Annotated in this window: 17 protein-coding genes; 11 read left to right on the top strand and 6 right to left on the bottom strand. The window is 69.4% G+C overall.

Annotation, left to right across the window (positions count from 1 at the left end; genetic code table 11):
• The first annotated feature begins 284 nt into the window (after positions 1 to 284).
• The 6 genes from AR539_RS07760 (at position 285) to AR539_RS07735 (ending at position 9,196) form a co-directional block, all read left to right on the top strand.
• The gene (locus AR539_RS07760; RefSeq protein ID WP_066434430.1) at positions 285 to 1,721 is read left to right on the top strand and encodes an MFS transporter; all 1,437 of its coding nucleotides are present in this window, start codon (positions 285 to 287) and stop codon (positions 1,719 to 1,721) included.
• Position 1,722: 1 nt separating this feature from the next.
• Positions 1,723 to 3,888, top strand: coding sequence for a molybdopterin oxidoreductase family protein (locus AR539_RS07755; protein WP_066434428.1), 2,166 nt, complete (start codon positions 1,723 to 1,725; stop codon positions 3,886 to 3,888).
• Entirely contained in the window at positions 3,885 to 5,441 is a 1,557-nt protein-coding gene (locus AR539_RS07750; RefSeq protein WP_066434426.1) for an FAD-dependent oxidoreductase, read from the top strand. Before AR539_RS07755 ends, AR539_RS07750 begins: the two co-directional genes overlap by 4 nt.
• Positions 5,442 to 5,776: 335 nt before the next feature.
• On the top strand, positions 5,777 to 7,099 hold the full coding sequence (locus AR539_RS07745) for a chloride channel protein (protein ID WP_231728528.1): 1,323 nt from the start codon (positions 5,777 to 5,779) through the stop codon (positions 7,097 to 7,099).
• 41 nt (positions 7,100 to 7,140) lie between these two features.
• On the top strand, positions 7,141 to 7,785 hold the full coding sequence (locus tag AR539_RS07740; protein WP_231728527.1) for a hypothetical protein: 645 nt from the start codon (positions 7,141 to 7,143) through the stop codon (positions 7,783 to 7,785).
• Positions 7,786 to 7,816: 31 nt separating this feature from the next.
• Complete coding sequence (locus tag AR539_RS07735) at positions 7,817 to 9,196, top strand: glutamate decarboxylase (RefSeq protein WP_066434421.1); 1,380 nt, start codon at positions 7,817 to 7,819, stop codon at positions 9,194 to 9,196.
• Between the two features lie 41 nt (positions 9,197 to 9,237).
• Here the strand turns inward: AR539_RS07735 and AR539_RS07730 are convergent, their stop codons facing one another.
• Positions 9,238 to 9,624, bottom strand: coding sequence for a hypothetical protein (locus AR539_RS07730; RefSeq protein ID WP_066434418.1), 387 nt, complete (start codon positions 9,622 to 9,624; stop codon positions 9,238 to 9,240).
• Positions 9,625 to 9,803: 179 nt separating this feature from the next.
• On the opposite strand from AR539_RS07730, the gene AR539_RS07725 reads away from it, so the two are divergent.
• Together AR539_RS07725 and AR539_RS07720 are read left to right on the top strand one after the other, a co-directional pair.
• Entirely contained in the window at positions 9,804 to 10,436 is a 633-nt protein-coding gene (locus AR539_RS07725; RefSeq protein WP_066434415.1) for a hypothetical protein, read from the top strand.
• A 67-nt stretch (positions 10,437 to 10,503) separates the two neighbouring features.
• Positions 10,504 to 11,193, top strand: coding sequence for a hypothetical protein (locus AR539_RS07720; protein WP_066436290.1), 690 nt, complete (start codon positions 10,504 to 10,506; stop codon positions 11,191 to 11,193).
• Positions 11,194 to 11,196: 3 nt separating this feature from the next.
• Here AR539_RS07720 and AR539_RS07715 read toward each other — a convergent pair whose 3' ends face one another.
• The 3 genes from AR539_RS07715 to AR539_RS07705 form a co-directional block, all read right to left on the bottom strand.
• On the bottom strand, positions 11,197 to 11,742 hold the full coding sequence (locus AR539_RS07715; RefSeq protein ID WP_066434412.1) for a flavodoxin domain-containing protein: 546 nt from the start codon (positions 11,740 to 11,742) through the stop codon (positions 11,197 to 11,199).
• Positions 11,743 to 11,838: 96 nt separating this feature from the next.
• Positions 11,839 to 12,537 carry a hypothetical protein gene (locus AR539_RS07710; RefSeq protein ID WP_066434409.1) on the bottom strand — a complete coding sequence of 233 codons (699 nt, stop codon included), beginning with the start codon at positions 12,535 to 12,537 and terminating at the stop codon, positions 11,839 to 11,841.
• A gap of 16 nt (positions 12,538 to 12,553) precedes the next feature.
• Positions 12,554 to 13,969: an NAD(P)H-quinone dehydrogenase gene (locus AR539_RS07705; protein ID WP_066434407.1), complete on the bottom strand. Its 1,416-nt coding sequence runs from the start codon at positions 13,967 to 13,969 to the stop codon at positions 12,554 to 12,556.
• A gap of 128 nt (positions 13,970 to 14,097) precedes the next feature.
• On the opposite strand from AR539_RS07705, the gene AR539_RS07700 reads away from it, so the two are divergent.
• Entirely contained in the window at positions 14,098 to 14,916 is an 819-nt protein-coding gene (locus tag AR539_RS07700; RefSeq protein WP_066434405.1) for a purine-nucleoside phosphorylase, read from the top strand.
• A gap of 40 nt (positions 14,917 to 14,956) precedes the next feature.
• Here AR539_RS07700 and AR539_RS07695 read toward each other — a convergent pair whose 3' ends face one another.
• Entirely contained in the window at positions 14,957 to 15,439 is a 483-nt protein-coding gene (locus AR539_RS07695) for an RrF2 family transcriptional regulator (protein WP_066434403.1), read from the bottom strand.
• A 143-nt stretch (positions 15,440 to 15,582) separates the two neighbouring features.
• Here AR539_RS07695 and AR539_RS07690 point away from each other — a divergent pair, with 143 nt between their 5' ends.
• Complete coding sequence (locus AR539_RS07690; protein ID WP_066434399.1) at positions 15,583 to 17,334, top strand: phospho-sugar mutase; 1,752 nt, start codon at positions 15,583 to 15,585, stop codon at positions 17,332 to 17,334.
• A gap of 89 nt (positions 17,335 to 17,423) precedes the next feature.
• Here the strand turns inward: AR539_RS07690 and nirD are convergent, their stop codons facing one another.
• On the bottom strand, positions 17,424 to 17,801 hold the full coding sequence (gene nirD / locus AR539_RS07685; protein WP_066434396.1) for a nitrite reductase small subunit NirD: 378 nt from the start codon (positions 17,799 to 17,801) through the stop codon (positions 17,424 to 17,426).
• A 268-nt stretch (positions 17,802 to 18,069) separates the two neighbouring features.
• Between nirD and nirB the strand changes: the two genes are divergently transcribed.
• Positions 18,070 to 20,754 (top strand): nitrite reductase large subunit NirB, encoded by a 2,685-nt coding sequence (gene nirB / locus AR539_RS07680; RefSeq protein ID WP_066434392.1) that lies wholly within the window; start codon positions 18,070 to 18,072, stop codon positions 20,752 to 20,754.

Here is a 20,754-nt window from a genome sequence, read left to right as displayed (position 1 = left end):
GTAGCGCTTTCATTGAAGACCGGACTGGTGCTGCTCGAAGCCGCCCGGCGGAGGATACGTATGTTTACATATTAGTTCCGGGCGTCCAGTCAATGGACAAATGTTCCACTATTTGGACAGGTTGATTCGTCTCACGTGGTGGTCATCACACTATGCCCCCAACATCCCCTCACCCCGTCACAAACGCGCCGATAGGCAAACGTCACAGCACGTTAACAAACAGCGACGGTCCCGGAAACGCGGCGTCCCTACCGTGAAAGGACAACATCCCCAAGGAGGTCCCCGTGACTGCTGAACGCACCGCAGATGCCCCGACCGGCATTTCCCCCGGAATTTCCCCCGCCGCCCGTGCCGGCACCGCCCTCGGCGGGCCCGCCCTCGAACACCGCCCCGGCCGCTGGATCGCGAACTGGGATGCGGAGAACAAGGAACAGTGGGAATCCCAGGGCCGGGCCATCGCCCGCCGCAACCTGAACTGGTCCATCTTCGCCGAGTTCCTGGGCTTTGTGGTGTGGCAGCTGTGGTCGATCGTGGTGGTCCAGCTCCCCGCGGCCGGCTTCACCTTCACCACCTCGGAAATCTTCTGGCTGATCTCCATGCCCAGCCTGGTGGGGGCCACCCTCCGGATCCCCTACACCTTTATGGTCCCCCGCTTCGGCGGCCGCAACTGGACCATCGTCTCGGCACTGCTGCTGCTCATTCCCTCGATCGGGCTGGCGTTGTGCGTCTCCAACCCGGAAACGCCGTTCGGCACCATGCTCCTGGTCGCAGCCCTGGCCGGGTTCGGCGGCGGCAACTTCGCCAGCTCCATGGCCAACATCACCTTCTTCTACCCCGCCCGCGAAAAGGGCTGGGCGCTGGGCCTCAACGCCGCCGGCGGGAACCTGGGTGCCGCCGTCGCGCAGCTCGCCGTCCCGGTGGCCATCACGCTCCTGGCCGCCGGCACCGTCAACCTGCCCGTCGCCGGCCTGATGTGGGTCCCGCTGATCCTGCTCGCCGCGTTCGGCGCGTGGAAGTACATGGACAACCTCACCAGCGCCAAGGGCGACGTCGCCGGCTCGCTCGCCGCGCTGAAGGAACCGCACCTGTGGATCATGGCGCTGCTGTACATCGGCACCTTCGGTTCGTTCATCGGCTTCGCCGGTGTGTTCCCCAAGCTCATCAAGGACTACTTCCCGGCGTTCTCCTCGATCGGGGTCGGCACGGTGGCCCTCTCCCTCGCGTTCCTGGGCCCGCTGGTGGGGTCGCTGGCCCGTCCCTACGGCGGACGCATGGCCGACCGCATGGGCGGCGCCCGGATGACGGTCGCCGCATTCGCATCGATGGCAGTGATCACCCTGGCCATGGTCTGGACACTGCCGCTGAAGAACTTCTGGATGTTCCTGGGCCTGTTCCTGCTGCTCTTCACCGCCAGCGGCTTCGGGAACGGCGCAACCTACCGGATGATCCCCATCATTTTCGCCACCTCCAGCCGCGCGGCAAAGTCCGGCGCCGGCACCGTCACCACCCAGCGCCTCGCCTCCTCGGCCCTGGGCCTGATCTCGGCCATCGGCGCCTACGGAGGCTTCGTTATCCCGCAGGTGCTCAACGCCTCCAACACCACCAGCGGCTCGTACACCCCGGCGTTCTACGGTTTCGTCGGCGCCTATGTCCTGATGCTCGCCGTCTGCTGGTTCTTCTACATCCGCAACGCCAACCGGAACGCGATGGGACACGTCTAACATGACCAACGGCGCCGCCACGCACTGCCCCTACTGCGCCCTGCAGTGCGCCATGACGCTCACCCCCGCGCCGGCCGCTCCCCCGGACGTGGCCGGCCGGGACTTCCCCACCAACCGCGGCGGCCTGTGCCGCAAGGGCTGGACCTCGGCGTCGCTCCTGCAGCACCCCGGACGCGTCACCGAGCCGCTGCGCAGGGGCGCCGACGGCGTCCACCGTCCGGTGGGCTGGGACGAGGCCCTGGCGCTGATCACCGCCGCCGTCAAGACCACCCGCGCCCGCCACGGCGCGGACGCGATCGGAGTCTTCGGCGGCGGCGGACTCACCAATGAGAAGGCCTACCAGCTGGGCAAATTCGCCCGGCTGGCCCTCGGCACCTCACGGATCGACTACAACGGCCGGTTCTGCATGTCCTCGGCCGCCGCCGCCGGGATGCGCGCGTTCGGCGTCGACCGCGGCCTGCCGTTCCCGGTGGAGGACCTCGACTCCGCCAGCACCATCCTGATGCTTGGCTCCAACGTCGCCGAAACCATGCCGCCCTTCGTCCAGCACCTCCAGGGCGCCCGCGACGCCGGCGGGCTGATCGTGGTGGACCCCCGGCGCTCCGCCACCGCGGCTTTCACGGACGACGGCGGCGGCCTGCACCTTGCGCCGCTGCCGGGCACAGACCTCGCCCTCCTGCTGGGCATCTCGCACGCGGTGATCCATGAGGGCCTGGCCGACGCCGGCTACACCGCCGCCCGCACCACCGGCTACGAGGCGGTGGCCCGCAGCGTGGCCTCCTACTGGCCCGAGCGCGTGCAGTCCATCACCGGCGTCCCGGCCGGGCTGATCCGCGAGACGGCCCGCCGGCTCGCCGACGGATCCCGGCGCGGCGGCAGCTACATCCTCACCGGCCGCGGCGTGGAACAGCACGTCGACGGCACGGACACCGCCACCGCCGCCATCAACCTGGCCCTCCTGCTCGGCCTGCCCGGCTCCGCCCGCAGCGGCTACGGCACCCTCACCGGCCAGGGCAACGGCCAGGGCGGCCGCGAACACGGGCAGAAAGCGGACCAGCTTCCCGGCTACCGCAAAATCACAGACCCCGCCGCCCGCGCCCACATGGCCGCCGTCTGGGGCGTGCCGGAAACCCTGATCCCGGGCCCCGGGCTGCCCGCCGTGCAGCTCCTGAAGTCGCTGGGACAGCCCGACGGCGTCCGCTGCCTCTTTGTGCACGGCGCCAATGTGGCGGTGTCCGCGCCGGACGCCAACGCCGTGATCGCCGGCCTGCGGAGCCTGGACTTCCTGGTGGTCTGCGATTTCTTCCTCTCCGAGACCGCCGCCGAGGCAGACCTGGTCCTGCCGGTCACCCAGTGGGCCGAGGAGGAAGGCACCCTGACCAACCTGGAGGGCAGGGTGCTGCGCCGCCGCCGGGCCCTCGCTCCCCCGCCCGGGGTGCGCACCGAGCTGTGGATCATGGCCCGGCTGGCCGAAGCCCTGGACGCCCCCTCGACGTTCAGCGAAGACCCGGAGTCCGTCTTCGAGGAGATCCGGCTCGCCTCCGCCGGCGGCCTGGCCGACTACTCCGGCATCGACTACGCCATGCTGGACCGCGGCGAGGCAGCCTACTGGCCCTACCCCGCCGGCAGCACCGGAACGCCGCGGCTGTTCCTGGACGCGTTCGCCCACGCGGACGGCCGGGCCGTGTTCACCCCGGTGACGCCCCGCCGTCGTACTCCGTCGTCGGGGCCCGGCACCGGGTCCGCCGCTTCCGCCGCGGACCCCGCTGGCACTCCGATGACCCTGATCACCGGGCGTCTGATGGAGCACTACCAGTCCGGTGCGCAGACCCGCCGGGTGGCCGCCCTCGCCGCGGCCCGGCCCGGGGCACGGCTGCAGATCCATCCCGCAGCGGCCGCTGCGCAGGGCATCGCCGAGGGAGACCTCGTCTCGATCTCCAACAGCCGCGGTGAGGTGTCCTGCCGTGCGGAGCTGAGCACGGACATCCGGCCCGAAACGGTGTTCCTGCCGTTCCATTTCCCCGAACTGGAGAGCGCCAACCGGCTGACCGAGGCGGCCACGGATCCGATCTCCGGGATGCCGGAATTCAAGACAAGCCACGTCTGGGTCCGGCCCGCGGCTGCCGAACCCCGCGCCAACGAACTGCAGAAGGAAGGTGCGTTATGACTGAGCGCATTGTTGTTGTGGGCTTCGGTCCGGTGGCCGCGCGGCTGGTCGATGAGCTGCTGCCGGCGGTCCGCAGCGGCCTCGCGCACCTGAGCGTGGTCGGCGAGGAGGCCGAGGCCGCCTACAACCGGGTGCTGGTGGCGGACCTCGGCGTCGGCCGGACCACGGCAGCGGCCCTGGCGCTGTCCGACGCGGCCGCACTGATTGCCGACGGCGTCGACGTGCGGCTGGGCGTCCGCGTCCGCCGCGTGGACCGGGCCCGGCAGCAGGTGGTCCTCAGCGACGGCACGTCCCCGGGCTACGACCGGCTGGTCTTCGCCACCGGATCGCGCCCGGTAATCCCCAACCTCACGGGCCTCAACCCGGACCCGGCCGCCCCGGTGCTACCGGCCGGCGTGACGGCGCTCCGGGACCTGCGCGACGCTGCGGCGCTGCAGGCGGCCGTGGCCGGGGGCAAGCGCGTGGTGGTGCTCGGCGGCGGCGTGCTGGGCCTGGAAACGGCCCTGGCCGCGGCCGAGGAGGGCGCCACCGTGACGGTGGTGCACAACGGCCCGCATCCGCTGGGCCGCAACATCGACCGGGGCGGCGGCGCCGTGCTCGCCGCATCCCTGCGGAACTGCGGCGTGCGGGTGGCCGGCAACGCCCGGTCCACCGGCGTCGAACACAACGCCCCCGGCGGCGGCTTCTCGGCGCTGCTGCTCGACGACGGCTCCGCGATCGACGGCGACCTGCTGGTGCTGTCCTGCGGCGTCCGGCCGCGGACCGAGCTCGCTGAAGGCTGCGGGCTCTCCACCGGAGCCGGGATCCTGGTGGACCACAAACTGCGGGCACACCACGAGCCCCACATCTTCGCGATCGGCGACTGCGCCGAGGTCCGCTGTCCCGATCCGGACTGCATCGAGTGCCGCACCGCGCGCGGCCCGTCAGGGCTGGTGGGCCCGGGCTGGCGGCAGGCCGAATGGCTCGCCGAATACCTGACGCTGCTGGCCGCCGGATCCCCCGGCGCCGGCTCGCTTCCTCCCCTGGCCCCGGAGCTTCCGGGCGTCATTGTGCTGAAGGCCCGCGGCATGAACATGGCGGTGGCGGGGGAAGTCCGCGCCGACCCCTGGGACGAGGAGGCGCTGACGGCCGGGGCCGTGAACGGCCGTGCCCGGCTGCAGATTGCCCAATGGGCTGATCCGGAACACGGCCGCTACGTCAAGATGACCACCCGGGCCGGTGTGCTGGAAGGCCTCGTGGTGGTGGGCATGCCCCGCACCGCGGCCGAGCTGGTGCAGCTCTTCGAACGCGGCGCCGAGCTTCCGGCGGACCGCTCGCTGCTGTTGCGCCTCGACGGCCCGGACCAGGCGTCCGTGGCCGGTGCTGCCGACCCGGAGCGCACCGTGTGCCGGTGCGCCGGGGTCAGCGGAACCACAATCGCCGCCGCGGTGTCCGCAGGCTGCGGCACGGTGGCCGAGGTCTCGGGCACCACCCGCGCAGGGACGGGCTGCGGTGGCTGCCACAACGACATCAAAGGACTCATCGAGGCCCACTTTCAGGCGGCCGTGGCCTGAGGGCAGCGCGGGCTGACAGTCCCGGAAATAATTCCCGCCTCCCGGCAACCCCACCCGGTAACGGGGTTGACCGGGCGGCGCCCCGGTTCCCTTTCACCCGCATCGGGTGATGCCTGTCCCGCCGTCGACCGTTAGTTTGGGGATCACGTGATTGACCAGCCCTCCGGCTGGCGAGACCCCACGAAGGTTCCCGCCGTCCAGCAACGGCCAGCGGAAGGGGACGGGATGCTCCACTGTGACCACGGAAAAGTGACCGGAATGCTCACGGGCCTGCCGGGTTGCCGGTGATGAGCGCGCCCGCCGCACCGCAGCCCGCTATGGACCCGGTTGCTGTGATGCGTTCCAGGCCGTATATCGCGGCTCTTCTGCTGGCGGCGGCCCTGGGCGTTCCCGTCTCGATCCTCGCGTACGGATTCCTCGCCCTGGTTGCAGCGGTGCAGCGGTTCGTCTTCGCCGGGCTGCCGGAGCAGGTCTTTGGGGGTCCGGCACCCGCGTGGTGGCCGGTACCGTGGCTGGTCCTGTGCGGGCTGTTGACGGCGCTGACCATCCGGTACCTGCCGGGCACCGGGGGCCACTCCCCTGCTTTCGGGTTCGCCGCCGGCGGCGGGCCGCCCCGCGGCCGGGAACTCCCCGGCATTGTTCTCGCCGCGCTGGCCACGCTCAGCCTGGGTGCGGTGCTGGGGCCGGAGGGTCCGCTGATCGCGATCGGCGGCGGCCTCGGGGCGCTGGCGGTGCACCTGGTGAAGAAGGACGCTCCGCCCATGGCGCTGACCGTCATGGCGTCGGCCGGCAGCTTCGCAGCGATCAGCACCCTGCTGGGGTCGCCCGTGCTCGGCGCATTCCTGATCATGGAAGCCGCCGGGATCGCCGGCAGGACGATGAGCCTGGTGGCCCTGCCCGGACTGCTGGCATCCGGCGTCGGGGCGCTGGTGTTCGTCGGCCTGGACAGCTGGACCGGGCTGGGCAGCTTCTCGCTGGCACTGCCGGTGGTGCCGCCGGCGGAGCCGCCCACCGTGGCCTCGCTCGGCTGGGCGGTGGTCATGGGTGCGGTCGGCGCGCTCCTGGGCTGGGTGATCCGCCGGGCCGCGCTGTCGCTTCGTCCGGTGGTGCATCTGAACCGCCTGCTGGTGACCTCCGCGCTCGGTTTGCTGATCGGCCTGACCGCAATGGCATACCAGCTGATCACCGGCCACAGCTTCACGCAGGTGCTGTTCTCCGGGCAGGACGCACTTCCGGAACTGGTGGAGCACGCCGCAGGCTACCCGCTTGCCGTGCTGGTCGTGCTGATTTTCTGCAAGACCGTGGTCTACAGCCTCTCGCTGAGCGCATTCCGAGGCGGGCCGGTGTTCCCGTCGATGTTCATCGGCGCGGCGCTCGGCATCGCAGCCAGCGGGTTGCCCGGCATGGATCTCGCGGCCGGAATCGGGATGGGCATGGGGGCCATGTGTGCGGCCATGCTGCGGCTGCCGTTGACGTCGACGCTGCTGGCCACGCTCCTGCTGGGAGTGGACGGTGTGGCCGTCACGCCCCAGGTGGTGGTGGCGGTGGCCGTGGCCTTCGTGATCACCAATGCGCTGCCGGTCCCGGGTCCGGGGGCGGCCGTGGCGTCCGACGACGCCGGCACGGTCCAACACCAGCCTCCCCGGAGGGCCACGTGAGCACGGGCCGTCTGACCCGACGGGACCGGTGGATCGCCTGGTTGTTCATCATTGGCTCAAGCCTGTTCGCCCTGGGCGCGGTGCCGTTTTACGCCGAGGCCGTGGGATTGCACTGGTGTGGAGCCACCTTCTTCGTCGGTTCGCTGTTCTTCACCTGCGCGGCATTCCTGCAGTACCGCGAAGCCGTTGACGCGCTCCCGGCCGTGGGTGCCACACGACGCCGGTCAGTGTGGTCATGGGCCCCGCGGAAACCAGTCTGGCTAGCTGGCGCGATCCAACTTGCCGGCACGCTGTGGTTCAACTGGAGTACGGCCAATGCGCTGCTGACCAATCTCAGCGTGGCGCTGACCGAGCAGCGGGTGTGGAGGCCCGACGCTCTAGGCTCCATCGCCTTCCTCGTCTCCAGCGGTGTGGCGCTACAGATTGCGGGCCGCAGCGCCGTTGCCGGGCAACCCCGGCCCCGGGTGTGGAAGATCGGGGTGATCAACGTGGCCGGCTCGGTGGCGTTCGGCATCTCGGCCGTCGCGGCCTTCGTCATACCGTCGAGCGGCGACCTCTTAAACGCCGAGCTGTCCAATCTCGGCACCCTCGTGGGAGCACTGTGCTTCCTCACCGGCGCGATTCTGATGCTGCGCCCGGAATCCACCGAAACCCCGGTCCCCGCAGACCGGGGCGCCCGTCAGTAATTCCTGTTCGACCCTCTCTGAAGGAGAAGTGATGTCAGCAAATTTCCAGCCGGCGGATGCCGACGTGGCGCTGTTCGGCAACCGATTCGTGACCCAGGAGGTTCCGAGCCGGGAGTTCCCGGAGACCGGCATTCCTGCCCAGGACGCTTTGCGTCTGGTGGCGGAGGACCTGGCGCTGGAGGGGGATCCGGCCCGGAACCTGGCGACCTTCGTCACGACGTGGATGGAGCCGCAGGCCCAACAGATTATCGCCGCCAACCTGCACCGCAATTTCATCGACCATGCCGAGTATCCCCGCACGGCGGAGATCGAGCAGCGCTGCATCCGGATGCTCGCTGACCTCTTCCACGCGCCCGGCGAGACGACGGGAGCCCGGACCCAGGGATCATCCGAGGCAATCATGCTCGGCGGCCTGTCCCTGAAGTGGAACTGGCGGAAGCGCCGGGAGGCGGCGGGAGCGTCGACGTCGAGCCCTAACCTGGTGTTCGGCGGAGACGTGCACGTTGTGTGGGAGAAGTTCTGTCGCTACTTCGACGTCGAGCCGCGGATCGTGCCCCTGCAGCCGGGAAAGTACACGATCGGCCCGGACGACGTGCAGCCCCAGGTCGACGAGAACACCATCGGAGTCGCCGCCGTGCTGGGGACGACGTTCACCGGGCACAAGGACGACATCGTGGGCATCAACGACCTGCTGCTGCGGATCAAGCGGGAGCAGGGCCTTGATGTGCCGTTGCATGTGGACGGGGCCAGCGGGGGGTTTGTGTGGCCCTTCCTCTACCCGGACTCGAAGTGGGACTTCCGGCTTGAGCAGGTCCGCTCGATCAACGTCTCCGGGCACAAGTTCGGCCTGGTCTACCCCGGCATCGGCTGGCTGATCTTCCGGGAGAAGGCCGATCTGGCCAAGGACCTGGTCTTTGAGGAGAACTACCTCGGCAAGACCGACTCGACCTTTACCCTGAACTTCTCTACCGGCTCGTCGATGGTGCTCGCCCAGTACTACAACTTCGTGCGCTACGGCCGGGCCGGTTACGCCTACATCATGAAAAACATGCAGACCAACGCCCGCGTCCTGGCGGAGAAGCTGGACGCCATGGGCCGGTTCGAGATTATCGGCGCCGACGAGGAACAACTTCCCCTGGTCGCGTTCCGGCTTGCCGCCGACGTCGGCTACGACGAGTTCGATATCGCCTGGCAGCTCTCGGCTGAGCGCGGCTGGATGGTGCCGGCCTACACCCTGCCCCCGAATGCCCAGGATGTGACCATCATGCGGGCCCTGGTCAAGCAGACGATGAGCCGCGAGCACGTCGACACGCTCGCCCGGGACATCGAAGAGGCGTGCACCACGCTGGCGAAGAAGGGCGGCGCGCACGAGTCCGAACGCAAGAAGATCATCACCGGACCGGGCCATTGACCCGGTGCAGCGGCACTCAGCCGGACACCTGGACGGCCGTGTTATTCCCTGGCAGTCCCGCGGCGTATGGGGGTGTCACTGAAGTACGCCGCGAGGTCGAACTCCTTCTGCCACTGCGCATGCTCGCGGCCGGCGTCCAGCCTGCGGCCGGGAGTCCACCGCGGCAGGTAGTCGGGCGCGGGGAGATCACGGGCAGGCGCCGGCCGTGCCCGGACGGGCTGGGGAGCGGGCCGTACCTGGACGGATCTGGACACGGGCCGGGACGGGACGGGCCTGGATGCACGACGGCGGTCCGGCGCCGCATGTGCCGCCGTCGTTGTCAGGAGGGCCCGCATCACGCGCACACCGACCCAAAGGACGAAGGCAACCAGGATGAATTTCCATAACAGGACCACCAGCGCGATGGCCAATAGCACGACGATCCACATGGCGACACTATTTCACATCCGACACGCCGGAGGTAGAGGCCTGGGGCCGGATTCCGGTGCATCCGGCCCCGGGCCCCTGCCTCCGGCGGGCCGCATGAAGCGGGCCTTTCTCCCCTTGGCACGGCCGCCGGCCGGGGGTGCAATGGGCTGAGGCTCCATTCGTCCGCAGGAGGCACCCCATGAACATTCCGGTCATCCTTGCCGTCAGCGCGATCCTGGTGGTCGCCGTCGTCGTGTTTCTGACCCGGGAGAAGGATCCACGGCACCGGGCCGCCGCGCTGCAGCGCACCGGCGCGTCCGTCATGGGTGTGTTCACGGTCCTCGCGGGCATCTTTATCGCCGGCTACGCGCTCCAGGATCCCGGCGGAACCAACGGGCTGCTGATTACCCTCGCATGGGTGCTGCCGATGCTGATCCTCGCCGCCGCGGCCTGGTTCTGGCCGGCCGCCACCGCTCCCCTGCTGCTGGCCCTCTCCTCTGCCTTTATCGCCGCCTGCATCTGGCTCGCGTTCGATCCCGCGGCCCTGCGCAGCTTCATCAGTGACAACGGGCCCGTCATCGCCGTCAGTGTGATTGCGCTGTCGTTCCCGGCTGCCGTCCTGGGCCTGAAGCGGGCTGCCCTGGCCGGGTGGCTGCTGGTAGCCCTGGGCGCGCTGCCGCTGCTGATCACTGTCATCGGCAGGTCGGGACCGGTCGCATCCCTCGCCGCGGCGAGCGTGGTTCCGCTGATCGCCGGCATCAGTTACCTGGTCTCCGCCCGGATGGCAGGCGGAAGCACCACCCCGGGGCACCAGCGGGCGGCTGCGGCGTAAAGGACAGGCGGACATCTGTGCGTCACAGGAATCGGGCCCGGCGCCGATGGCGGGTAGCATCGGGCCCATGAGCGCCGACGACGACGACATCACCGAAGAACTGCTGGCCGACGCCGACAAGCTGACCGGGTTGAGCCTCGAACTCCTGGGTCTCGACCCGCACCCGGATGACATGACCCCGGAGCAGCGGCTCCAGTTCGAGCCCGAAGACCTGGCCGAGATGTCCGCCGTTCCGCCGGAGGAACGCCGGAAGGCCGTCACCCAGGCCCGGCTCCTGGCCGGCCTCCTGTGGAACTCCTCTAGCATCCTCCTGGACCAGCTCTTCCGTGACCTGGGCACGCTGAACGGACTGGACGAGGTCACCGCGTCCGATGTCGCCGGGACCTCGGTGCTGTCCTCGCTGCCGCCGCAGTTCGCGGCCGGATACGACGCCAAATTCACCCAGAAGTTCATTGTGGTGGCAGCCGACGTCACGGCGTCCCTGGTCCGGGGCTGGACCGCTCCCGGCAGCCTGGCCGCCGAACTTGCCGTCCGCTGCCTGCTCGACCAGGCGGAGATCACCGAGGACATCTACGAACTGGACCTCCCGGACGGCTGGCGGACACAGGTCGAGGAACTCCTGCTGGAGGACGCCGACAGTGGAACGCTGTTCTCGGACACTCCCGGTCCCGGCGGCGACGACGGCGGGCTCGGCTTCGAGCACTGGTTCACCCCTCTCGCACCCGGCGACACTGTCCCGCCGTACGCGTACTCCTGAGCCCTACGCGCTGCCCCGCCGAGCGGCAAGGCGCACCAGGAATTCCTCAGTGAACCGCTGGACGCCGTCCCATTCGGTGTAGACGTAGTCCCGGGTGGTGTCAGTGTCGAGGGAGCCTTTGTCGCTGGCGATCTTCTTCATGACGTGCTTTTTGATGAAGCCGTAGTGGGTGTACAGCAGGGCGCCGGCGAACAACCCCACATGGGCCGGCCGCCACCCCGTTTCCGCCTCGAACTTCTCCACGTAGCCCTCGGCGCTCTCGGCGTCCCCGTGCGCGGCCAGGCTCACCGAGACCAGCGCGGACGGCAGCCGCTCAAGCTCGGCACGGTTCTTCTTCACGAAGTCCGTGACGTGCCCCTCGTGCTTGCCCATATGCACGGACGCCGCAACGATCACGGCGTCGTAGCCGTCCGGAAGGGCATCCCCGGACCGCTTGATATCCGCGGCCTCGGCCATGTGCCCGTGCGCGCGGATCAGTTCCGCGATGTATTCCGCGATCTGGGCCGTCTGCCCTTCGACGGTGCCGTACGCAATGTAGATGTTGGCCATATTCCAGTGTGTTCCCCGCTGTCTGAGGCGCTCTACGGCCGAAGGGCCCGGTGGGCACCCCCAATGCCAGCTGAAGGAATCCCGGTGCGATGCGGCTCATTTCCCCGGTTCGAACGCCACCGTTCCGGCCATCAGGATGCCCCGCTGGGGGATCCAGAAATCGCCCAGCTTTTCCTGGACCGGCAGGGCTGACGGCTTTCCCAGATCTTGTCCTCCCAGCACGGCCCGGCTGCCATCGACGATCCACATCCACCGGGGGTGGACGGCGAAAATCTGGCCGTTGGGGACCCGGCCCGTCAGCCCAATGTGTCCGGCCCCCAGGAACGGGCCGGCGACGGCACCCATGGCACTCAGGAAATGGCGGTTCCGCCAGAGCCGCTCCGGTGCCGCGCCGGACACCGCCGACATGAGCCGGGTGACTTTCGTGGGACGCAGCGTGAGCTCCCAGTGCAGAACAGCCCCGCCGTCGACGTCGACCGTTAAATTGTGGCCCCCGCTCCACGCGATGGAAATGCCGGACACCGATGCCGACTCCAGTGCGGTGCCGAAATACCGGGGGCAGGAGAGCCCGGGGGCCGCAGTGCCGTGCATTGACCACGCGCCGGCGGGGTTACGGATCCAGACTGAGGTGTACCCCGGCCCGATCGACGACGAGGCGAACCGCCGCAGAGCCAGAACGTAGCCGGAGCTGAACGGAACGCCAGTCACGCCGTACCCGACGAACCGCTCCCCGGCCCCGGCTGGCGGTTCACCCGCCCGCTCGACGGCGTCGATCAGGGCTTGGGGACTCCGCATGGCATCATCCTTCGGACTACATGTGGACGTGGAGGCGCCGGGCGGCTTCGGAGATGGAGCCGCTGAGCGAGGGGTACACCGTGAAGGTGCTGGCGACGTCGTCGACGTGCAGTTTCTGCGCCACCGCGAGGGAAATCGCAAAGATCAGCTCGGAGGCGTTCGGGCCCACCACCACACCGCCGATCACGGTGCCGGAGCCCTTCCGGGCGAAAATCTTGATGAAGCCGTCCTTGTGGTTGCGCATCTTGGCGCGGGCATTGCTGCGCAACGAAAGCTTCACGACGTCGGCCTGGTACTTGCCGGAGTCGATCTCCGCCTCGGACACACCCACGTTCGCGATTTCCGGCGAGGTGAAGATGTTGGACGCGACCTGGTGCAGCTTGAGCGGGGTGACGCTGTCGCCGAGGAAGTGCGCAATCGCGGTCCGGCCCTGCATCGCCGCGACGGACGCGAGCGCCAGCACCCCGGTGCAGTCCCCGGCGGCGTAGATGTTCGGCGCGGTGGTGCGGGAGACGCCGTCGACCTTGACGTGGCCGCTCTCGGTCAGCGCGACGCCGGCTTCCTCGAGGCCGATCCCGGCGGTGTTGGGGATGGAGCCGACGGCCACCAGGCAGTGGCTGCCGGCGACCTTGGAGCCGTCGCCCAAGGTGACGGTCACGCCGTCCGCGGTGCGCTCCACGGTCTCGGCGCGGGCCCGGGACAGGACCTTCACGCCGCGGCGTTCGAAGACGCCCTCCAGCACTTCGGCGGCGTCGGTGTCGGAGCCGGGCAGCACGCGGTCGCGGCTGGAAATCAGGGTGACCTTGGAACCGAGGCCGTTGTAGGCGGAGGCGAACTCGGCGCCGGTCACGCCGGAGCCCACGACGATCAGGTCTTCGGGCAGTTCGTCCAGGTTGTAGATCTGCGCCCAGTTCAGGATCCGGTGGCCGTCCGGGCGGGCGGTGGGCAGTTCGCGCGGGTGGGCGCCGACCGCGAGGAGGATCGCGTCCGCCTCGATGATCTCGGTGCCCTCGGCGGTGAGGACCTCGATGGTGTGGTTGTCCAGCAGCTTGCCGGAGCCGAGCATGATCCGGACGTCCTGGTTCTCCAGGCCCTTCTGGATGTCGGCGGACTGCTGCCGGGCCAGCCGCAGCAGGCGGTCGTTGATGTGCTTGAGGTCCGCGCGCATCGTCGGGGTGCAGTCGCCGCCGTCGAGGTCGAACTTGACGCCGAGTTCCCCGGCCTCGCCGACGCGGGTCATCAGATCCGCCGTCGCAATCAGGGTCTTGGACGGCACGACGTCGGTCAGCACCGCGGAGCCGCCCAGGCCGGCGCGTTCAATGATGGTGACCTTCGCGCCGAGTGAGGCGGCGACCATGGCGGCTTCGTAACCGCCAGGCCCTCCGCCGAGGATTGCGATGCGGGGTGAGCTGAAATCGGGATGCGTAGTCACAATCAGCCATTGTCCACCATCCGGACCGGCACCACCAAGAATCCGGGCCTGCATCACACCCGGCAGAACGCAGAACCGGACGCCGTGCGATGCTGGGCAGCACGCCGCCGGCAGGATAACTTGTACCGGTGAGTACAACAGAATTCCTGAACACGGACCCCTTCGACGCCGCCCGCGCCGCCGCCGACTACATCGCAGAAGAGACGGGTGTGGACGCGCACGACGTGGCCCTGGTGCTCGGCTCAGGCTGGGGCGACGCCGCCGAGCTGATCGGCGAGACCACTGCCACCCTCTCCGCTGACGAGGTCCCCGGCTTCTCCTCCCCCTCTGTGGTGGGGCATGTCGGCACCATCCGCTCCGTGCTGACCACCGAGGGCAAGCGCGCCCTCGTCCTGGGCGCCCGCACCCACTACTACGAGGGCAAGGGGGTCCGCGCGGTGGTCCACGGCGTACGCACCGCCGCTGCCGCCGGCTGCAAGACCCTGGTCCTGACCAACGGCTGCGGCGGCCTCAACGAGGACTGGACGCCCGGCACCCCCGTGCTGATCAGCGACCACATCAACCTCACCGCCACCTCGCCGCTCGAGGGTGCCACCTTCGTGGACCTCACCGACCTCTACTCCGCACGGATCCGGGGCCTGGCCCGCGAGGTGGACCCCTCCCTGGACGAGGGCGTCTACGCCCAGTTCACCGGCCCGCACTACGAAACCCCTGCCGAGGTGCAGTACGCCAAGCGGATCGGCGCCGACCTGGTGGGCATGTCCACGGCCCTCGAGGCCATCGCGGGCCGCCACGCGGGCATGGAGGTCTTCGGCATCTCGCTGGTGACCAACCTCGCCGCCGGCATCAGCCCCGTGCCGCTGAGCCACGAGGAAGTCCTCGAAGCCGGCCAGGCCGCGGGACCGCGCATCTCCAAACTGCTCGCGGAAATCATCGCCAAGCTCTGAGAGGCGCCCTGAGCGGAGCTCTAAGCGAAAACCTCAGGCGTCAGCTTCCCGGGATGAGGTAGCGCACGGCCTTCTCCCGGTCCTCCGGGAACCGGCGCTCCATCGAATCCGCGATCCCGGCGATGGTCTGCCGGGCCAGGGCCTGCCGCCAGGCGAGTTCCGCCTGGCGCATGGTCTGGGCGATCAGGCAGCTCCGGACGAAGTTCTGCTCCGTGTCCGCCTCCGGGACGTTCGCCAGGATGCCGTCGCAGCGGAACACCGGGTCCGGGCCTTCCAGGGCCAGCACGATGTCCAGGACGGTGACGTTCTCGGGCCGGCGCGCGAGGTGGAAACCCCCGCGCGGGCCCGAGACCGAGCCGAGAATCCCGGCACGGACCAGCGCCTGAAGCTGTTTGTTCAGATAGGCGCCGGGAAGCTTGTAGTACTCCGCCAGCCGGGCGCTGTTGACCGCTTCTCCGGCCGGCGTCCACGCCATGTTGACGCAGCTGTGCACGGCCCACTCCACCCCACGCCCCATCCTCATATTCCAGACGCTACGTGTCCGGAAAAATGGCTGTCAAGGGTCTGGCGCCAACACCGCCGGAACCGATTTGTGAGGCACACCACTGGGGCCGAAAAGGCTTGTCAAAAGAGGCATCCGCCGCGATTGGCGCTAGTTTGGTTCCTATGACGTCTTCTGATGCCGAACTTGCCCGCCTGCTGGACGACGCCCGGAGCTGGGCCGCGCAGGACCCGGATCCCACCACCGCCGCCGCTCTGACCGAGCTGGTCACGCTCGCCGGGGACGGCACCGCCGCCGCCCGGCAGGAACTCGCCGACAGCTTCAGCGGCACCCTGCAGTTCGGCACCGCAGGGCTGCGGGCAGCCCTCGGCGCCGGCCCCAACCGGATGAACCGCGTGGTGGTGCGCCGCGCCGCCGCCGGTTTCACGGCATTCCTGACCGGCGCCGTCGGGCAGGCCGCTCCGGGGACCCGGCCGCGCGCCGTCGTCGGCTACGACGCCCGCCACAACTCGGACATCTTCGCCGAAGAGACCGCCGCGATCCTCACCGCCGCCGGCGTCGAGACGTTCCTGATGCCTTCGGCCCTGCCCACGCCGCTGCTCGCCTACGCCGTGCGGGCGCTGGACTGCGATGGCGGCGTGATGGTCACCGCCAGCCACAACCCGCCGCAGGACAACGGTTACAAGGTCTACCTGGGCCGGCACGCCGTGGAGGAAAGCGGACGCGGGGCGCAGATCGTCGCGCCGTACGACGCGCTGATCGCCGCCGAGATCGACCGGGTGGGCACGCTGGATTCCATTCCGCTGGCCGCGGACGGGTGGACCATCCTGGATCCGTCCATCGCGGCTGACTACGAGGCCGCCGTCGCCGCCCTGGCGGAGCGGGAGCAGTTCCCTGCCCGCGACCTCAAGATCGTCCTGACCCCCATGCACGGCGTGGGCGGCGAGACCGCGGTGGCAGTGCTGCACGCGGCCGGCTTCGCGGACGTCACCCTGGTGAGCGAGCAGGCCGCCCCGGACCCCGACTTCCCCACGGTGAACTTCCCGAATCCGGAAGAGCCCGGCGCCTTGGACCTGGCCCTCGAAACCGCCCTCCGCGAAGACGCCGACATTGTGATCGCCAACGATCCCGACGCTGACCGCGCCGCGGTTGCCGCGAAGGATCCGGACACCGGCGCCTGGCGCATGCTGCGCGGCGACGAGGTGGGCGCCCTGCTGGGCGCCCACGTCGTGTCCCGGCTGGCGGCGGCCGGCGGCAACAGCTCCGAAGCCACGCCAGGGGTGTTCGCGAACTCGATCGTGTCCTCGCGGCTGCTCGCGCGGATCGCCGCGGCGGCAGGCTACGCGCATGAGGAAACCCTCACCGGCTTCAAGTGGATTGCGCGCGTGCCCGGGCTGCTCTACGGCTACGAGGAGGCGCTGGGCTACTGCGTGGCGCCCTCCCTGGTCCGGGACAAGGACGGGATCTCCGCGGCGGTGCTGATCGCGGAATGCGCGGCGGCTGCGAAAGCCGAGGGCAAAACGATTTTCGACACGCTGGATGAGCTGTACCTGGTGCACGGCCTGCATGCGAGCGACCAGCTGAGCATCCGGGTCGCGGACCTGGGCCTGCTGGACGCCATGATGAACCGGCTGCGGGTCAGCCCGCCGGAGTCCTTTGGCGGGTCCGCCGTCGAGACCGTCACGGACCTCGCCGAAGGCAGCGCCCAGCTGCCGCCCACCGACGGGCTGCTGTACCTCACGAAGGACGGCAGCCGCATCATCATCCGTCCCAGCGGGACGGAGCCCAAGCTCAAGTGCTACCTGGAGGTCATCCGCTGCGTCGGATCCGCCGCCGAACTGCCGGAGGCCCGGGCCGAGGCCCGCGCCGCACTGGACAGCGTCCTGGCGGACGTCCGCGAGGCGCTGGGCCTGTAACGCGGCCAAGGCGCCGAGTTGGCAGTTCGCGGCAGTGTTTGCGGAAAACACTGCCGTGAAATGCCAACTCGCGGGGTCTGTACCGGTTCCTAGAGTTCGACCTCAATGTACCCGCCCACAATCCGGGTACCGAAGGTCTGGAGCCGGAGCCCCGGCGTGCCCAGGCACTCGCCCGTGGCCAGGTCGTAGACCTCCTTGTGCAGCGGTGACGCCACCGTGGGCCGCGGTCCGCGCGATCCCGTGATGCCGCGGGCCATCACGAAGGCCCCCGTGGCAGGGTCCTCCTGGGCGACGGCGTACACCTCACCGGAGACGGTGCGGAACAACGCCACCTGGCGCCCAGCGATCAGCGCGGCCTCACCCCAGGCCGGCTCCAGGTCCTCCACGGCGCACACACGGTGCCAGCCGGTGCCGGCGCCCGGGTGTTCAACGAAGCTCCGCGCTGCGGTTTCAAGTACGGCAGTCATGCCGGCCCCTTTCTGTCCAGTCCTGACGGGCTCAGCCGCTCCTGCGGCCACACCTCCACGCTAGGGGCGGGGTGTTTCCACCGGGTGCGGTGAATGTGTCCGGCGGGTAAAAGAGACCTCACGCGGCCGGAAATGCGTTCGTGATGCAGAAGTTAAGACCACGAAACATTCGGGAAACTGAAGCGAAACTGCGCCTGCCTAGTCTGGACGGACACTTCGATTGAGAAGGCCGCGGAGCACCGACTGCGGCCCCTGCGAAAGGCCCACAGTGACCGGACAGACTTCAAGCCCCCAGAACCAGGGCGCAGAGCGCACCCTGCCGCCGCGCCGCGTGGTGGTTGCCGGAGGCGGCCCCGCCGCCCACCGCTTCGCCGATGCCATGCATGCCCGGGGCCTGGACGGCTGGCAGGTCACCGTCCTCACCGAGGAAGCCCACCTCCCCTACGACCGCGTCGCCCTGAGCAAAGCCCTCACCGACGCCGGCGTCGACCTCACCCTGGGCGAGGCGTCCCTGTGGGACCACGAGGCGCTCACTCTGCGGACCGGCGAGCGCGTCACCGGCATCGACACGGCGGCCAAGTCCGTCACCACCGCCGCCGGGACCGTCTACCCCTACGACGACCTGGTGGTCGCCACCGGTTCCGACGCCGCCCGCCTGCCCATCCCGGGTGCCGAGCTCACCCACGTCTACCGCACCTTGGAGGACGTCTGGGCCATCAACAAGGCCATCGCCGACCTCACGGAGAAGCTGGGCCGCAAGGTCACCGCGGTCACCATCGGCGGCGGGCTGCTGGGCCTGGAGTCCGCGGCCGGCACCGAGCAGCTCGGGGCCACCCCGGTGGTCATCAACGGCTCCCCCTGGCTGATGAACACCCAGCTGGACGAGGGAGCCGGGCAGGCCCTCGGCCGGCTCATCGAGGCCAAGGGCTTCACAGTCCACGGCGGGGTGTTCCCTTCCGAGGTCCTGGCCGACGACGCCGGCCAGGTCACCGGAGTGCTGATGGCCGACGGCCGGATCATCGACGCCGACCTGGTGATCGTGGCGATCGGCGTTAAGCCCCGCGACGAGCTGTTCCGCGCCGCCGAAGGTGAACCGCAGCAGTTCCAGCTCGGTGCGCGCGGCGGCGTCGTTATCTCGGACGACTGCTCCACGGAGGTTCCCGGCATCTGGGCCATCGGTGAGGTGGCCAACTTCGGCGGCATGTGCCTGGGACTCGTGGCCCCGGCGAACACCATGGCCGAAATCGTCGCGGACCGGCTGCACGGCGGCGACGCGACCTTCCCGGGCTTCGATACCGCCACCAAGCTCAAGCTCTCCGGCGTCGACGTCGCCAGCTTCGGCGACGCGTTCGCCCGCACGGACCACGCCCTGGAGATTGTGTACGCCGATCCGGCCCGCGGCGTGTACCAGAAGATCGTCACCACGGACGACGCCAAGACCCTGCTGGGCGGCATCTTCGTCGGCGACGCCGCCCCCTACACGTCGCTGCGCCCCATGCTGGGCCGCGAGCTCCCCGCCGAGCCGGGCGCGTACCTCACGGCGGCCGGCGGCGGGGACGCCCCCGAAACCGAACTGCCGGATGATGCCATCCTCTGCTCCTGCAACAACGTGACGGCCGGAACCATCCGCGACACCGTCAACGGCTGCGGCGCCTGCGAGGGCAACACGCCCGTCCGGGAACTGGGCGGGCTCAAGGGCTGCACCCGCGCCGGAACCAGCTGCGGCTCCTGCGTCCCGATGCTCAAGAAGCTGCTGGAAGGTGAACTGACCAAATCCGGCGTCGAAGTTTCCAAGGCCCTCTGCGAGCACATCGCGCTGTCCCGGCAGGAACTCTTCGAGACCATCCGCGTGCTGGAACTGACCTCCTTCGAGGAGATCATGGCCACGTACGGCACCGGGGACGGCTGCGACATCTGCAAGCCGACCATCGCCAACATCCTGGCCAGCCAGAACAGCGCCTACGTCCTGGACGCCGGCCGCGGCACCCTGCAGGACACCAACGACCGCGCCCTGGCCAACATGCAGAAGGACGGCACCTACTCGGTGGTGCCCCGGATCGCCGGCGGCGAAATCACGCCGAAAAAGCTCGGTGTGATCGCCGCCGTGGCCGAGAAGTACAACCTCTACACAAAGATCACCGGCGGGCAGCGGATCGACATGTTCGGCGCCCGGCTCGAGGAGCTCCCGGAGATCTGGAAGGAGCTGGTGGACGCCGGGTTCGAATCCGGCCAGGCCTACGGCAAGAGCCTGCGCACCGTGAAGTCCTGCGTCGGCTCCACCTGGTGCCGCTTCGGGGTGCAGGACTCCGTGGCCATGGCCATCGCCCTGGAGCTGCGCTACCGCGGCCTCCGCAGCCCGCACAAGCTCAAGATGGGTGTCTCCGGCTGCGCCCGCGAATGTGCCGAGGCCCGCGGCAAGGACGTCGGGGTGATCGCCACCGCGGACGGCTGGAACCTCTACGTCGGCGGCAACGGCGGCGCCACCCCGGCGCACGCCCAGCTGCTGGCCAAGGACCTGGACGACGAAACGCTCATCAAGTACATCGACCGCTACTTCATGTACTACATCCGCACCGCCGACCGGCTGCAGCGCACCGCGCGCTGGCAGGAGGAGCTCGACGGCGGCATCAAGCACGTCGAGGACGTGGTGGTGCACGACACCCTGGGCATCGCCGCGGACCTCGAGGCGGCCATGGCCAAGCACGTGGACACGTACATCGACGAATGGGCCGACACCCTGAGGGATCCCGAACGGCTGCGCCGCTTCCGCTCCTTCGTCAACGCCCCGGACCAGAAGGACGATTCCATCACCTTCGTCCCGGACGAGCGCGGCCAGATGCGCCCGGCCACGGCCGAAGAGAAGGCGCTCGCCGGGCAGCAGCCCGTCCTGATCGGGTCCTCCATCCCGGTCCGCGCGGCCACCCCGGAACTGCTTGACGAGAACGAGGTATAG

It is taken from the genome of Arthrobacter sp. EPSL27 (assembly GCF_001512305.1).
GTDB lineage: Bacteria > Actinomycetota > Actinomycetes > Actinomycetales > Micrococcaceae > Arthrobacter.
This window is presented reverse-complemented; position numbering and strand designations above follow the sequence as displayed.